At 59.5% G+C, this 15,261-nt stretch carries 19 protein-coding genes; 16 read left to right on the plus strand and 3 right to left on the minus strand.

All coding sequences use genetic code 11. The features are described 5' to 3' along the window. Positions 1-21 precede the first annotated feature (21 nt). The 3 genes from O9X91_RS14900 to O9X91_RS14910 form a co-directional block, all read right to left on the minus strand. Positions 22-324, minus strand: coding sequence for an AzlD family protein (locus O9X91_RS14900; RefSeq protein WP_077982574.1), 303 nt, complete (start codon positions 322-324; stop codon positions 22-24). Next, a complete protein-coding gene (locus O9X91_RS14905) occupies positions 321-1,025 on the minus strand; it encodes an AzlC family ABC transporter permease (protein ID WP_269834320.1) in 705 nt (234 codons plus the stop codon). The genes O9X91_RS14900 and O9X91_RS14905 overlap by 4 nt, the downstream gene beginning before the upstream one ends. A 94-nt stretch (positions 1,026-1,119) precedes the next feature. Next, positions 1,120-1,977, minus strand: a complete 858-nt coding sequence (locus O9X91_RS14910; RefSeq protein WP_162520427.1) for an AraC family transcriptional regulator — start codon at positions 1,975-1,977, stop codon at positions 1,120-1,122. 86 nt (positions 1,978-2,063) lie between these two features. Here O9X91_RS14910 and alr point away from each other — a divergent pair, with 86 nt between their 5' ends. The 16 genes from alr (at position 2,064) to rarD (ending at position 15,186) form a co-directional block, all read left to right on the plus strand. Further along, positions 2,064-3,239: an alanine racemase gene (gene alr, locus O9X91_RS14915; RefSeq protein WP_142912518.1), complete on the plus strand. Its 1,176-nt coding sequence runs from the start codon at positions 2,064-2,066 to the stop codon at positions 3,237-3,239. Positions 3,240-3,304: 65 nt separating this feature from the next. After that, on the plus strand, positions 3,305-3,574 hold the full coding sequence (locus O9X91_RS14920; protein WP_137410043.1) for a type II toxin-antitoxin system ParD family antitoxin: 270 nt from the start codon (positions 3,305-3,307) through the stop codon (positions 3,572-3,574). 1 nt (position 3,575) lies between these two features. Next, on the plus strand, positions 3,576-3,881 hold the full coding sequence (locus O9X91_RS14925; RefSeq protein WP_137410985.1) for a type II toxin-antitoxin system RelE/ParE family toxin: 306 nt from the start codon (positions 3,576-3,578) through the stop codon (positions 3,879-3,881). 6 nt (positions 3,882-3,887) lie between these two features. Then, entirely contained in the window at positions 3,888-5,294 is a 1,407-nt protein-coding gene (radA, locus tag O9X91_RS14930) for a DNA repair protein RadA (RefSeq protein ID WP_077982578.1), read from the plus strand. Between the two features lie 89 nt (positions 5,295-5,383). Further along, on the plus strand, positions 5,384-5,971 hold the full coding sequence (locus O9X91_RS14935) for a CvpA family protein (RefSeq protein ID WP_137410042.1): 588 nt from the start codon (positions 5,384-5,386) through the stop codon (positions 5,969-5,971). A 138-nt stretch (positions 5,972-6,109) separates the two neighbouring features. After that, positions 6,110-7,618 (plus strand): amidophosphoribosyltransferase, encoded by a 1,509-nt coding sequence (purF, locus tag O9X91_RS14940; protein WP_142912517.1) that lies wholly within the window; start codon positions 6,110-6,112, stop codon positions 7,616-7,618. Positions 7,619-7,763: 145 nt separating this feature from the next. Further along, positions 7,764-8,504: an SDR family NAD(P)-dependent oxidoreductase gene (locus O9X91_RS14945; protein WP_142912516.1), complete on the plus strand. Its 741-nt coding sequence runs from the start codon at positions 7,764-7,766 to the stop codon at positions 8,502-8,504. 115 nt (positions 8,505-8,619) lie between these two features. Then, positions 8,620-8,844, plus strand: coding sequence for a DUF2188 domain-containing protein (locus O9X91_RS14950; protein ID WP_142912634.1), 225 nt, complete (start codon positions 8,620-8,622; stop codon positions 8,842-8,844). Between the two features lie 2 nt (positions 8,845-8,846). After that, positions 8,847-9,473: a hypothetical protein gene (locus O9X91_RS14955; protein WP_142912515.1), complete on the plus strand. Its 627-nt coding sequence runs from the start codon at positions 8,847-8,849 to the stop codon at positions 9,471-9,473. Between the two features lie 206 nt (positions 9,474-9,679). Further along, positions 9,680-11,065 (plus strand): cysteine--tRNA ligase, encoded by a 1,386-nt coding sequence (gene cysS, locus O9X91_RS14960; RefSeq protein WP_142912514.1) that lies wholly within the window; start codon positions 9,680-9,682, stop codon positions 11,063-11,065. A gap of 258 nt (positions 11,066-11,323) precedes the next feature. Next, the gene (locus O9X91_RS14965; RefSeq protein WP_142912513.1) at positions 11,324-11,692 is read left to right on the plus strand and encodes an endonuclease domain-containing protein; all 369 of its coding nucleotides are present in this window, start codon (positions 11,324-11,326) and stop codon (positions 11,690-11,692) included. Continuing rightward, the gene (locus tag O9X91_RS14970) at positions 11,689-12,165 is read left to right on the plus strand and encodes a GFA family protein (protein WP_142912512.1); all 477 of its coding nucleotides are present in this window, start codon (positions 11,689-11,691) and stop codon (positions 12,163-12,165) included. The genes O9X91_RS14965 and O9X91_RS14970 overlap by 4 nt, the downstream gene beginning before the upstream one ends. Beyond that, positions 12,162-12,626: a GFA family protein gene (locus O9X91_RS14975; protein WP_077982584.1), complete on the plus strand. Its 465-nt coding sequence runs from the start codon at positions 12,162-12,164 to the stop codon at positions 12,624-12,626. Before O9X91_RS14970 ends, O9X91_RS14975 begins: the two co-directional genes overlap by 4 nt. After that, a complete protein-coding gene (locus O9X91_RS14980) occupies positions 12,623-13,108 on the plus strand; it encodes a GFA family protein (protein ID WP_142912511.1) in 486 nt (161 codons plus the stop codon). Before O9X91_RS14975 ends, O9X91_RS14980 begins: the two co-directional genes overlap by 4 nt. Then, positions 13,105-14,061, plus strand: coding sequence for a prolyl aminopeptidase (gene pip / locus O9X91_RS14985; protein ID WP_142912510.1), 957 nt, complete (start codon positions 13,105-13,107; stop codon positions 14,059-14,061). The genes O9X91_RS14980 and pip overlap by 4 nt, the downstream gene beginning before the upstream one ends. A gap of 216 nt (positions 14,062-14,277) precedes the next feature. Continuing rightward, positions 14,278-15,186: an EamA family transporter RarD gene (gene rarD / locus O9X91_RS14990; RefSeq protein ID WP_077982587.1), complete on the plus strand. Its 909-nt coding sequence runs from the start codon at positions 14,278-14,280 to the stop codon at positions 15,184-15,186. Positions 15,187-15,261: the final 75 nt, after the last annotated feature.

Genomic DNA, 15,261 nt, shown 5'->3' on the forward strand with positions numbered 1-15,261 from the left:
CAGGGTCTTGGCGGAATTTTCTCACAATCCGATTCCGCGCAGCAGCGCCACGGCCGCAACACCGAGCGTTGCGGCCGGCAGAAGGCTGAGGCGCAGCGCCGCAACCGCGGTGATTGCACAGGCGATGGTTTCCGCCAAGCCACTGGCGAGCGCCGTCGGCGTCACCACGGCCATCAAGACGGCGGGCGGCACCACGCCGAGCGCCTTTTTCAGGCGCGGTGTCAGCGAAAAATGAGTGACCAGCAACAGGCCGCCAAGGCGGGTGGCGACGGTTGCCGCCATCATGGCAAGGATTGTCAGCAGCGTATTCGGGTCGAGCGTCATGCCGGCTGCTCCACCTGTTCTTCATGCCCGAAGGCGGCGACGGCAAGCCCCGCCAGCGCGCCGGCGGCGATATACCACGCGCCTGGAACCAGCGTGTGGGTGAGACAGGCGGCGGATGCGCTTGCCAGAAGCACGAAGCCGGTTTCCCTGCCCTTCCAGAACCCCACGAGCAGCACGATGAAGACGGCGGGAAAGGCGAAATCCAGACCGATGACCGACATGTCTCCCACCACCGAACCGAGCAGCGCGCCGGCAAGGGTTGCAAGGTTCCAGACGAGATAGATCGAGAACGCAGCACCGGTGAAGAAGGCCGCCGTCAGCCTGTCGGCGATGACGCGGAATTCGGACAATGCCCAGGATTCGTCGGTCAGCACCAGCATGGCGGCATATTTCCGCCAACCCCTGAAATCCTCCAGCTTGCCCGCGATGGAGGCGCTCATCAACACATGGCGCAGATTGACGAGAAGCGCCGCAAAACCGAGCGCTGTCCAGCTTGCGGGATGCGTCCATAGATCCATGGCAACGAATTGTGAGCCGCCGGCAAAGACCAGCAGCGACATCAGCGAGGCCTCGAGCGGCGACAGGCCTTTGCCGATGGCGACAGCACCGAACACCGCGCCGATCGGCACCATGGCGACAAGCAATGGGGCGGCGGCCCGCAACCCCGCGATAAATTCCGCGCGTTTCTCCGATATGAACATCGCATTCTCCCTTTCGAAGGAAAGGGATTACGCCTGAGAAATACAGTCGTCTTGAACAAAAGTGACGCCGCGTGACGGTAAGGTCTGCGGCAAGTCAACCCGTCCGAAATTGTCCTGGTGTTACGCCAGTACGCGCTTTGAAATGCCGGGTGAAATGCGCCTGATCGGCGAAACCACACAGAACCGCCACCTCGGCCGGCATCTCCCCTGCACGCAGAAGCCGACGCGCCCTGCGGATGCGCACATCCGTCAGATAGGCATGCGGGGTGATGTGAAACTCCTTGCGAAAAGCGCGGATGAGATGCGCCCGGCTGAGACCGGCGATAGAGGCGAGTTCTTCAAGGCCAATATCGCTCTCGTAATTATCGGTGAGATAATCGCGGGCGGTATGAACCGCCCTTTTCTCGCTGGTTTCAACCGGCAGGATGATGGCGCTGCCATGCCTGCCGAACAGCGCCGCCAGAACCGAGAACATGCCCTCATCCGCCTCCAGCGCGCCGGATTTCGTCTCCAGCCGCCGGTGGGCCATCTGAAAGGCGGCCGCCATCTGCGGATCGTGCGGCAGGAATTTGGGAAAGCACGGCGTGCCGTGAAATGCCCTGCCCGTTACGTCCTCGATGATGTCGCGCAGCAGTTCCGTGTCGGGATAGATCATCCGGTAACGATAACCGCCGCCGCCCGGCGCGCCGTCGTGAATCTCGTCTGGATTGATGAGATAAAGATGCCCCGGCCCCGTCTGTTCGGTGGTGCCCTGAATGGTGGAAATCTGCGAGCCGCTTTCGATGGCACCGATGGAAAACGTGTCATGTGCATGCGGTGAGTATTCATGGGTGAGAAACGTCGCGCTGAGGCATTCCATGCCGCCAAAACGTCCGTCCCGCCAGAAACGCGTGGTTTCCGTCGTGGCAACGGGCATAAAATCAAGGGCCTGTTCCTGCGAAACATTGTGCATGAGCGAAGTTTAGAGCATTCCGTCCTTACCGTCTTGAACAAAAGTGCTAGGGTCTGGCCGGTTCCAAAATCAACCGGACGCATGGCATGACAGACGACTTCGAAGACAGCTTTCCCGAAAACGAAAATGATGCTTTCGAGCACGCGCCGCTGCGGCTGACCGTCGATCTCGGCGCGCTCGCCGACAATTGGCGGGACATGAAGAAGCGGTCCGGAAGCGCCCGCACGGCGGCTGTCGTCAAGGCCGATGCCTATGGTCTCGGTATCGAGGATTGCGGCGCGGCGCTTTACCATGCCGGCGCGCGGGACTTCTTCGTGGCGACGGTGGCTGAGGGCGCAACGTTGCGATCCTATGCCCCGGAAGCGCGCATCTTCGTGCTGTCAGGCATCTGGCAGGGGCAGGAACGGCAGGTCTTCGACAACGATCTTGTGCCGGTGCTGGCGTCAGAAGAGCAGCTGTCGTTCTGGATGGCGACGGTTGCCGAGCGCGGAGACCACCCCTGCGCGCTGCATGTGGATACCGGCTTCAATCGCCTCGGCCTTCCGCTCGACGACGCCCTGTTCCTCGCCGACGACGTGACACGACCGGCGAGTTTCGACCCGGTTCTGGTGCTGTCGCATCTCGCCTGCGCCGACACACCGTCCTCCCCCATGAACAGGGCTCAGCTCGAATCATTCCGCAGGGTTAGCGCCGCTTTCGAAGGTATCGAATCAAGCCTTTCGGCATCCGCCGGGATTTTCCTCGGCTCCGACTATCATTTCGACCTCACCCGCCCCGGCATTGCGCTTTATGGCGGCGAGGCGGTCAACGACATGGCCAACCCGATGCGGCCCGTGGCGAAGGCCGAGGCGCGGATCATCCAGATACGCGAGGCAGGCGAAGGCCAGACCGTCAGTTATGGTGGCAGCTTCCTGCTGAAGCGCGCCAGCCGGCTCGCCATCGCCTCCGTGGGTTATGCGGATGGATATCAGCGTTCGCTTTCCGGCTCCGGCATTCCGCTGCGCGAAATGGGCCATGGCGGCGCCTACGGTGCCGTTAACGGCCATAAAGTGCCCGTCGCCGGCCGCGTGACCATGGACCTCACCATTTTCGACGTGACGGATGTACCTGTTAATGCCATCCGCAGCGGCGACTATATCGAGCTTTTCGGCCCCAACGTACCGGTCGATGAGACTGCACGGGCGGCCGGCACCATCGGCTATGAGATGTTCACGGGGCTCGGCCTGCGTTACGAACGGCAATATCTGATGGCCGACGACTGAGGGCTGCCTTTAGCTCTTGGAAAGCCGATGTGACCTGTGCTAAAAGAGAACAAAAGGAGATCGAAATGCCCGAAATCCATTTGAGCGAGCAGGACGAGAAGTTCATTGAGGAGCAGGTGGCGGCTGGTATTTATAGCGACGCGGACGCCGTCATTCATGCGAGCCTGCAATTGCTGAGCAGTGACGAAGGTAAACGAGCCGCGCTTCAGTTGCTGATCCAGGAGGGCATCGACGACGCCGAGGCGGGCCGGGTCCACCGTTATACCTCACAGGACGAGTTTCTGAGCGATATCAAACGAGTTTCCGCGCAGCAAAAAACGGGGTCCGGCCATTAAAATCCGGACTCCAACCTTCACCACGCGCGCAAGGCGCGACCTTGCCGAAGACCACGCCTATATCGAGGCCGAAAATCCCCTTGCTGCTGATCGCTTCGCCCTCGATATCTTCAATAAAATCGAATCGATAGCGGCACTGGGCTTATCCGGTGTCTCAAGAAGCGGATATGGAGCCGGGCTTCGCAGCATCGCTTATCGTGAGCGCGTTATTTTCTTTCGTGTCGACGAGAATGAGCTTACCGTTTTGCGCGTACTGCACGGCCATCAAGACATTTCCGCCAACGATTTCAAACAAGAAGAAAACTGACAAAACATGGCCAAAGCCAAGACCCAATTTGTGTGCCAGAACTGCGGCACGGTTCATACCCGCTGGGCAGGAAAATGCGAAGGCTGCGGCGAGTGGAATACCATCGTCGAAGAAGACCCGATGGGCGGTATCGGCTCCGGGCCGGGCAAGGTGCCGAAGAAGGGCAGACCTGTCACGCTCACCTCGCTTTCCGGCGAGATCGAGGAAGCGCCGCGTATTCCGACCGGCATCAGCGAACTAGACCGGGCGACTGGCGGCGGCTTCGTGCGCGGTTCGGCCGTTCTGATCGGCGGCGACCCGGGTATCGGCAAATCGACGCTGCTGATGCAGGCGGCGGCTGCCCTGTCGCGGCGCGGCCATCGCATCGTCTATGTCTCGGGCGAAGAGGCGGTGGCGCAGGTGCGTCTGCGGGCGCAACGTCTCGGCGCTGCGGATACGGACGTGCTCTTGGCGGCGGAAACCAATGTCGAGGATATTCTGGCAACGATTTCCGAGGGCAAGCGGCCCGATCTCGTCATCATCGATTCCATTCAGACGCTGTGGAGCGACACGGCCGATTCCGCCCCCGGCACGGTGACGCAGGTGCGCACCGGCGTGCAGGCGATGATCCGTTTCGCCAAGCAGACAGGCGCGACCATGGTGCTTGTCGGCCATGTGACAAAGGAAGGCCAGATCGCCGGTCCGCGCGTGGTGGAACACATGGTCGATGCCGTGCTTTATTTTGAAGGGGATCGTGGTCACCATTACCGCATTCTGCGCACGGTCAAGAACCGCTTCGGGCCGACCGATGAAATCGGCGTTTTCGAAATGTCGGATCGTGGCCTCAGGGAAGTGTCCAATCCGTCGGAGCTGTTTCTGGGCGAGCGCAACGAAAAATCGCCGGGTGCAGCGGTTTTCGCCGGCATCGAAGGCACACGTCCCATACTTGTCGAGGTGCAGGCGCTGGTCGCTGCCACGTCGCTCGGCACGCCGCGCCGCGCGGTCGTTGGCTGGGACAGCTCGCGACTCGCCATGATTCTCGCCGTATTGGAGGCCCATTGCGGGGTGAAGCTTGGCCAGCATGATGTTTATCTGAATGTCGCAGGCGGCTACCGCATTTCAGAACCGGCGGCCGATATGGCGATTGCCTCGGCGCTTGTTTCCTCGCTTGCCGGTCTTGCCCTGCCCGCCGATTGCGTCTATTTCGGCGAAATCAGCCTGTCGGGTGCGGTGCGCCCGGTTTCGCATACGGGCCAACGGTTGAAAGAAGCTGAAAAACTCGGCTTTTCCGCCGCACTTCTGCCGTCTGGTTCGGCTGAATTGCCCAAAGCGGGCAAGGGTCGGTGGGCGGAAATTGAAAGCCTTCCGGACCTCGTGGCCCGCATCGCCGGCTCCGGCAACCGGTTCAAACAGGTTGAGGACGACGAATATTGATCCTTTCGCCAAGGGAAACAGTGGTGTAAGAGGATCGCAAAATTGGCAAGGCAGCGTCTGACAAGGCGTCGCACCTCCGGAGTTGGTATATGCCCATTACAATTTTCGACGGCATCGTCATCGCCGTTGTTCTTTTCTCTGCCCTTCTTGCAATGGTGCGCGGTTTCTCACGCGAGATTTTGTCGATTGCGAGCTGGGGCGGCTCTGTCGCCGCCGCCTATTATCTTTATCCGGTCCTCTTGCCCTATGCGCGCAACTATACCGATGACGACAAGATCGCCATCGCCGGTTCCGCCGGTGTGGTCTTCCTCGTCTCGCTGATCGTGATTTCCTTCATCACCTCGCGTATTGCCGATTTCATCATCGACAGCCGCATCGGCGCACTGGACCGTACGCTCGGCTTCCTGTTCGGCGCGGCGCGCGGCATCCTGCTGCTCGTCGTCGCGGTCGCCTTCTGGAACTGGCTGGTGGATGTGAAGACGCAGCCGGAATGGATGACCCAGGCCAAGTCCAAACCTTTCCTCGACGGGCTGGTCGGCAAGCTGGAGGCGGTTCTTCCTGACGATATCGAGCCGCAGATCCGCGCCCGTATCCTTGGAAAACCGCAGGAACCGACAGCAGCGCAGGCACCTGCGGAAGATGTGCCGGCGACAAATCAACCGGCAACGAATAATTGACACAGTGTCGCGCCTTGCAATGCATGCAAGGCGCGCTATTTGTGCTAAATATCAAGCACGACACAGACGGACCGACCGGGAGAGATACTCACCGGAGAGGTCTTTCTTTTTTCTCGGTAGAGAGCAAGGGCAAGCCGGATGATTGAGCCGCTTTCGCATTCCACATTCCATGGGACCACTTTCAAGGAAGAGATCGACGGCGATACGCTGCATGAAGAATGCGGCGTGTTCGGCATTCTCGGCCATGCCGATGCCTCGGCGCTGACCGCGCTCGGTCTGCATGCGCTCCAGCATCGCGGCCAGGAAGCAGCCGGCATCGTCTCCTTCGATGGCAAGCGCTTCCATCAGGAACGCCATATGGGCCTCGTTGGCGATCATTATACAGATCCCGCAACGCTCGCCCGCCTGCCAGGCTCCATCGCCATTGGCCACACCCGTTATTCCACCACTGGCGAAGTGGCGATGCGCAACGTGCAGCCGCTGTTTGCCGAGCTGGAAGAAGGCGGCATTTCCATTGCCCATAACGGCAATTTCACCAACGGCCTGACGCTGCGCCGCCAGATCATCGCGACAGGCGCCATCTGTCAGTCGACGTCGGATACCGAAGTCGTCCTTCACCTCATCGCCCGCTCACGCCACTCTTCCACCGCCGATCGTTTCATTGACGCGATCCGCCAGATGGAAGGCGGTTATTCGATGCTGGCGATGACCCGCACCAAGCTGATTGCCGCCCGCGACCCTATCGGCATCCGCCCGCTCGTCATGGGCGAACTGGACGGCAAGCCGATCTTCTGCTCGGAAACCTGCGCTCTCGACATCATCGGTGCGAAATTCGTGCGCGACGTCGAAAACGGCGAAGTCATCATCTGCGAAATCCAGCCTGACGGTTCGATCACCATCGACGCGCGCAAGCCCTCGAAGCCGCAGCCGGAGCGTCTCTGCCTGTTCGAATATGTCTATTTCGCCCGCCCCGATTCCGTCGTCGGCGGCCGCAACGTCTACACGACGCGCAAGAACATGGGCATGAACCTTGCCAAGGAAGCACCGCTGGAAGCTGACGTCGTGGTACCGGTTCCCGATGGCGGCACGCCGGCAGCGCTCGGTTTTGCGCAGGAAAGCGGCATTCCCTTCGAATATGGCATCATCCGCAACCATTATGTCGGCCGCACCTTCATCGAGCCGACGCAGCAGATCCGTGCTTTCGGCGTCAAGCTCAAGCATTCTGCCAACCGGGCGATGATCGAAGGCAAGCGCGTGGTGCTGGTGGACGATTCCATCGTGCGCGGCACGACCTCGGTCAAGATCGTGCAGATGATCCGAGAAGCCGGCGCCAAGGAAGTGCATATCCGCGTTGCCAGCCCGATGATTTTCCATCCGGATTTCTACGGCATCGATACGCCTGACGCTGATAAGCTGCTCGCCAACCAATATGCCGATGTGGACGCCATGGCGAAATATATCGGCGCCGACTCGCTGGCATTCCTGTCCATCGACGGACTGTACCGCGCCGTTGGCGGCGAAAACCGCAACCATGCGCGCCCGCAGTTTACCGACCATTATTTCACCGGCGATTATCCGACCCGCCTTCTCGACCAGAACGGTGAGGCTATGGGCAGCAAGATTTCCATGTTGGCCAGCAACGGCTGATAGCCTGATACAGCAAGCGGCCACCGGTTTCCGGTGGCCGCTTTTTATTGCCTGCGATTGAAAAGGTGCCCGCTGCGGCATTTGATCGCTTGCGGTGGGCGCCGGTCGTTTCATAAAAGAAACGGAATCAATTTCGGGGGGCTAAATGACCATCAATCTTAAGGGCCGCATCGCTCTCGTTACCGGCGCATCGCGCGGCATCGGCTATTTCACCGCGCTGGAGCTGGCCAAAGCGGGCGCGCATGTCATCGCCTGCGCCCGCACGGTCGGCGGCCTTGAGGAACTGGACGACGCCATCAAGGCCTTCGGCGGCACCGCGACACTGGTCCCCTTCGATCTCGCCGACATGAAAGCCATCGATGCGCTGGGCGCCAATATATACGAGCGCTGGGGCAAGCTCGATATTCTGGTCGCCAATGCCGGTGTTCTCGGCGTGATTTCCCCGGTCGGCCATATCGAGGCGAAGGTCTTCGAAAGGGTCATGAACATCAACGTCACCGCCACCTGGCGGCTGATCCGCTCGGTCGAGCCGCTGCTGTTGAAATCGGATGCCGGCCGCGCGCTCATCCTGTCTTCGGGTGCGGCCCATAGCTGTCGTCCCTTCTGGGGCGTCTACGCCACCTCCAAGGCGGCTGTTGAAGCGCTCGCCCGCACCTGGGCCGCGGAAACGCAGAAGTCCCCGCTACGCATCAACAGCATCAATCCCGGCGCCACGCGCACGGCGATGCGCGCCCAGGCTATGCCCGGCGAGGATCCGGCCACCGTGCCGCATCCGTCCGAAGTTGCCGCCGCCATCCTTCCACTCGCCTCGCCCGATCTTACCGAAACCGGCAAGCTCTTCGTCGTGCGTGAGAGGAAATTCGTGGAATATCGCCAGCCAGAGTGAAATACCGGCGTTTGACACGAAAGCGGCTCTAAAATTCATTGCCGATTTTCGCTTCCTCTGGCACTCTGCTTTAAATGATAATACCTCTCAAGGAAGTACTTCTAAAGGGAAAAAAATGTCGCGCAAAGGTCAACATGTAGTTCCACAATCCGGAAAGTGGACTGTGAAGAAGGCTGGAGCAGCACGTGCTACTAGTGTCCATGAAACACAGGCTGCCGCAGTAAAGGCAGCAACAGAGATCGCACGTAATCAAAAAACGGAACTATACATTCACGGACGTGACGGACGTATTCGTGAGCGAAACTCTTTTAGCAACGACCCTTATCCACCGAAAGGTTGATCGTGGCCGCCCCACCATTTGAGAAATCAGTATTTATTAACTGCCCATTTGACGAAGAATTTTCCCCAATATTGCAGGCGGTAGCCTTTTGTGTAGTATATCTAGGTTTTTCTCCACGCCTCGCTCCCGAAAATTCCGACAACGCCGCGGCCCGACTGGATCGGATAATCGAACTCATCAAAAGCTCGAAATTTGCTATCCACGATCTCAGCCGATGCAAATCGACGAAGATTAATCAATATTCTCGAATGAATATGCCATTCGAACTGGGTATAGATTATGCTTGCCGATACTTTGGCGAAGGAAAACTTCAACAAAAAGTCGTTCTCGTGCTTGAGCAGCAGCGTTTCGATTATCAAAAATCTCTATCGGACATTTCCGGTTGGGACATAGAGTCCCATAGCGGCGACTACGAAAAGGCGGTAAAGCGTGTTCGCAACTGGCTTGTATCTCAGGCAGGCGCAGAGAAGATTGGACCGTCAAAAATACTAGGTGAGTATGCTGCTTTTCAAGAATGGTATTGGGAACGAGAACTCGCCGCAGGGTCATCCGAAAGCGATATTAAGGAGTACCCGACGGTCGAAGTTGTGCAGGCTATGCATGAATGGATGCGAGTTGGAGATGAGTAGACCACAGCGAAAAAAGCTGAGATTCGCTCCCTCTTGACCGGGCCGCACCGCCGCGCCATAAGGCAAGGTATGAAAACAACGATCTGCACCTGCTGCTGAATAAATTTTGCTGGTTCGCCACCGGCCAGATCGTTTTCGTCTTCCCGCAAGGTCCAACAGACAAACGGTCCGGTCAGGACAATTGACTGCCTCTAGGGAACACCCGCATGTCCTTGCGCCTGAAACTCTACAATACCCTGACACGCGAAAAGGCGGAATTTGCGCCGATCGATCCTGACAATGTGCGCATATATGTGTGCGGCCCGACGGTCTATGATTTCGCCCATATCGGCAATGCGCGCCCGGTCATCGTGTTCGATGTTCTCTATCGCCTGCTGCGCCACGTCTACGGCGAAAACCACGTTACCTATGCCCGCAACATCACCGATCTCGACGACAAGATCAACGCGCGGGCATTGCGCGACTATCCGCATCTACCGCTGAACGACGCCATCCACGCGGTGACGAAAAAGACGGCCGACCAGTTCCATGATGACGTCGCCGCCCTCGGCTGCCTTCCGCCGACCGTGGAACCCCGCGCCACCGACTATATTGCCGAGATGATCCGTCTCATCGAGCGGCTCATCGAGCGCGGCCACGCCTATACGGCGGGCGGCGAGGTTCTGTTCGACACGCGGTCGATGGCCGATTACGGCCAGCTCTCCAAACGTCCGCTGGACGAACAGCAGGCCGGCGCGCGCGTGGCGGTGGAAGCCCACAAAAAGAACCCCGGCGATTTTGTGCTGTGGAAACTGTCGTCCCACAACGAACCTGGCTGGGAGAGCCCCTGGGGTCTCGGCCGCCCGGGCTGGCACATCGAGTGCTCGGCCATGGCTGGCCGCTACCTTGGCGAAGTCTTCGACATTCACGGTGGCGGGCTCGACCTCATCTTCCCGCATCATGAGAACGAAATCGCGCAATCGCGCTGCGCCCACGGCACGCATGTCATGGCCAATGTGTGGATGCATAACGGCTTCGTGCAGGTGGAAGGCCGCAAGATGTCGAAGTCCGAAGGCAACTTCGTGACGATCTACGAATTGCTGCACACGGAAAAATTCGGCGGACGGCAATGGCCGGGCGAAGTACTGCGTCTCGCTATGCTGATGACGCATTATCGCGAGCCGATCGATTTTTCGGTGAAGCGTCTGGAAGAGGCCGAACGCCTGCTGGCCAAATGGCCGGCGGCCGAAAACTCCGACGCCGCGCCGGATGACACCGTCCTGGATGCGCTCGCCGACGACCTCAACACGGTTGCCGCCGTGCAGGCGCTGCATGCGCTGGCCCATGCGGCCAATACCGACCCGTCCAGACTACCCGCCTTCGCCGCCAGCGCCGGCCTGCTGGGTGTTCTGCCGAAGAAGACGGAGGTGGATGAGGCCATCGTTTCGGCTGTCGATGCGTTGGTGGAATTGCGTCTTGAAATGCTGAAGGCGAAAAACTTTGCGGAGGCGGATCGTGTTCGCGACGAGCTTTTGGAAAAGGGCATTCAGTTGAAGGATGGCAAGGACAAAGAGACCGGGGAGCGGACGACAACGTGGGAGATTAAGCGGTAATTTACTGCTGCGGTTTGGGGTTTACCCCCCCTCTGCCCTGCCGGGCATCTCCCCCTCAAGGGGGGAGATCGATCTGTGGCGCGGTCTCGCCCATCTCAACGCTTAAGAGTGAAGTTGAGGTAGCGCCTCCTGCTGATCTCCCCCCTTGAGGGGGAGATGCCCGGCAGGGCAGAGGGGGGTAAAGCCACACGACAGGCCCTTGCTTTCGCCCATACCATATTCCAATCTCGCAGTATCCCTTCAAACCGCGAGCCGCTCATGCCCCACGCCAAGGTCAAATCCCAACATCGGGAATATGCGCGGCAGATGCGAAAGGCTATGACCGACACAGAGCTGAAGTTTTGGAACGCCGTTCGCGCTCACCGCCTTGATGGCCTGTCTTTCCGACGCCAGTTGCCGGTTGCCGGATATATCGTTGATTTCGCTTGCCCGTCGCATAAGATCATCATCGAACTGGACGGGTTTCAACACGCGGAAGACTTTGCGGCAGCTTACGACCGGCAGAGAACACAAACGCTTGAGGAACTAGGCTGGACCATCCTCCGTTTCTGGAACGACGATATCCTCAAAGACATCGACAATGTCTGTCTCCACATTATCCGCATGGCAGAGGAGAACCAACCATGACCACCCACACCGGCGGATGCCAATGCGGCGCGGTCCGTTTTCGCGCCACGGGCGACCTGAAAGACAGTTCCATCTGCCATTGCCGTATGTGCCAGAAGGCTTTCGGGGCCTATTACGCGCCGCTGGTCTCGGTGCGCGGCGTGGAATTCGAATGGACGCGCGGCGAACCGAAGCGGTTTCAATCCTCCAGCGTCGTCAAGCGTGGTTTCTGCCCGGAATGCGGAACGCCGCTGACCTATGAAGCGCCGGACGGCGTGGCGGTGGCGGCCGGGGCATTTGACGATCCCGCAGCGCTGCCGCCAACCATTCAGTGGGGCGTGGAGCGCAAGATCGATTTCGTCGACACGCTTCACACGCTGCCTGCCGTTCCGACGGAAGACGACCTGACCTCGGTGGACTATCTCACCAATCTCGTCTCCTATCAGCACCCCGACCATGATACGGCACAATGGCCGCCGGAGAACAGACAATGAGCGAAAGTGGTTTTTCCGGCGGTTGCCAGTGTGGTGCGGTGCGTTTCCATGCGGGCAAGCTTGGCCGGGCCTCCATCTGCCATTGCCGCATGTGCCAGAAACATTTCGGCAATTTCTTCGGCGCCCTCGTCACAGCCGATCAGGCGCATCTGACCTGGACGCGCGGCCAGCCTGCCCTCTTTCGTTCGTCGCAGAAAATCCATCGCGGTTTCTGCAACAAGTGCGGCACGCCGCTGACCTACCATTATCCCGGCGGCGTCGAGATCGCCATCGGCGCTTTCGATGAGCCCGAGCGGATCGAGCCGCAGGTGCAGGTCAATGTCCACAAGCGCATGCCGTGGATAGAGCAGCTCTTCGGCAAGCCGACCGTGGAACAGGGCGTGGACGAGGCGGAGATCACCTCCTATCAGCACCCGGATCACGACACACAGGTCTGGCCGCCGGAAGACGAGCGCGCATGAGCGGAGCCGAGGGTTTCAGCGGTGGATGTCAGTGCGGCGCGGTGCGTTATCGGATAGAGGGCGGTCTTCGTTATCCGCATCTGTGCCATTGCCGCATGTGCCAGAAGGCATCGGGCAGTTATTTCATGCCGCTTGCCGCAAGTACGCTTACGCAGTTTGAAATCACCCGCGGCGAAGCAGCGTGGTTCCAGTCCTCCGATCACGTGCGTCGCGGTTTCTGCGGCCGGTGCGGCACGCCGCTGTTCTACGACATGCCGGGCGCCGATTTCATCAATATCGCCCTCGGTTCGCTGGACGAACCCCAGCGGATCAAACCCGAGGCGCAATCCAATCTCGCTGGCAAAATGCAGTGGTTCGGCGCACTCGACGGCTTGCCGATCGAGCCGGAGCCTGCAACGGATAGCCCTTCCCCTCGGGTGAACAATTGCCAACACCCGGACCATGATACGGCCGAATGGCCAGCGAAGGATGATGACCCATGACCGAAGAATTGCGCGGCTTTTACCCCGAGATCGAACCTTTCGAGACCGGCATGCTCGATGTCGGCGACGGCCACACGATCTATTGGGAACGGGTGGGCACGCGCGGTGGAAAACCGGCGGTTTTTCTGCATGGCGGTCCCGGCGGCGGGGTGAATCCCACGCATCGCCGCGTTTTCGATCCGGCCCTTTACGACGTCATCCTGTTCGACCAGCGCGGCTGCGGCCGCTCCACGCCGCATGCGGAACTGGAAGCTAACACCACATGGCATCTCGTTGCCGATATCGAAAGGCTGCGCGTGCTTTGCGGCTTCGAGAAATGGCTGGTTTTCGGCGGTTCCTGGGGCTCGACGCTGGCGCTCGCCTATGCCGAGACCCATCCCGACCGCGTCAGTGAGCTGGTTCTGCGCGGCATTTACACCGTCACCAGGCCGGAACTGGACTGGTATTACCAGTTCGGCGTTTCCGAAATGTATCCGGATCAGTGGGAAAAATTCATAGCACCCATCCCGCAAGCCGAACGCGGCGAGATGATGCAGGCCTATAACCGCTATCTCACCGGTACCGACGAGGCGAAGAAACTCGAATGCGCCAAGGCATGGAGCCAGTGGGAAGGGGCAACCATCTCGCTCGTCAGCGATCCCGACCGGGTCGCGGATTTCGGCGAGGACAAATACGCCATCGCTTTCGCCCGCATCGAAAACCACTTTTTCGTCAATGGCGGCTGGCTGGAAGAAGGCCAATTGCTGCGCGACGCCGGCAAACTTAACGATATTCCCGGCGTCATCGTGCATGGGCGTTATGACATGCCCTGCCCGCTGAAATATGCCTGGCAGCTGGCCAAGGCCTGGTCGAAGGCGGATTTCCATATCGTCGAGGCGGCCGGACACGCGATGAGCGAGCCGGGCATTCTTGATCAACTGATCCGCGCCAACGACCGTTTTGCCGGGAAATAACCAGTCCTTTCATCACCTTGCAACGGACGGATAAGAGAATGATTCACGCAGGGCTTCCTGCGTGAATCATTTCCTTCCATCGCGGAGCAGCCCATTTCAAGGGCAGCGCGCCTTTTATTCATGCAGTTTTTCTCATGAACCCTTCACGGAAATGAATTGGCCGCCACTGTGACAATCCGTTATAAAACGGCATCCGAACAATTGGCGGTACTCCCCATGGCACTCGACAAATCGCTCCCGGCCCAGGAGGGCGGCGACAGCGCGCGCGGTTTTGCTTTCGCGCTTTCCGCTTATCTGCTCTGGGGGTTTCTTCCATTCTACATGAAAGCGGTTGCGCATATTTCGCCGATCGAGGTCATTGTCCATCGCGTCGTCTGGTCGGTGCCGATTGCGGCGGTCGTGCTGATTGCGCTCGGGCGCACGGCGGAAATCAGAACCGCGCTCAGAACCCCGAAGATGCTGGCTATGGCGAGCCTGACGGCCATCCTCATCAGCATCAACTGGGGCGTCTATATCTGGGCGATCGGCGCAGGCCGCGCGCTCGATGCCGCGCTTGGCTATTTCATCAATCCGCTGTTCAGCATTTTCCTCGGCGCGGTGCTTCTCAAGGAAAAGCTTTATCCGGCGCAGATCGCCGCTATCTGCCTCGTGGCGCTGGCGGTGGCGATCCTCACCTGGCATGCGGGTAGCCTGCCCTGGGTGTCCATCGCGCTCACCGTGTCCTGGGGTTTTTACGCCTTTTTCCGCAAGACTTTGCCGATTGGCGCAACGCAGGGTTTCCTGCTGGAAGTCATGCTTTTATCCATCCCTGCCGTGCTGGTGATGATCTGGCTCGCCTTCAGCGGACAGGCGCATTTCATGGGCGGCAACTCCGCCGATACCTGGCTTCTGGCGGCAAGCGGGCTTATCACCGCCGTTCCGCTCATCCTTTATGGCAATGGCGCAAAACTGCTGCGGCTGTCGACCATCGGCATCATGCAATATATCGCACCGACGATGATCTTCCTCATTGCCATCTTCATCTTCAAGGAGCCGTTCGATATGGTGCGCATGGCCGCCTTTGCGATGATCTGGGTGGCGCTGGCGATCTATACCGGCTCCAGCCTGCTGCGGCTCAAGCGGTAGTCTGTACTATCGTGGTCACCTTTCCGCTGTTTGGGGCAAATGGGTCTCAACAATTCGCCAGCAATCGCGGATACG

Source organism: Agrobacterium salinitolerans (assembly GCF_027498475.1).
In the GTDB taxonomy this organism is placed as follows: domain Bacteria; phylum Pseudomonadota; class Alphaproteobacteria; order Rhizobiales; family Rhizobiaceae; genus Agrobacterium; species Agrobacterium salinitolerans.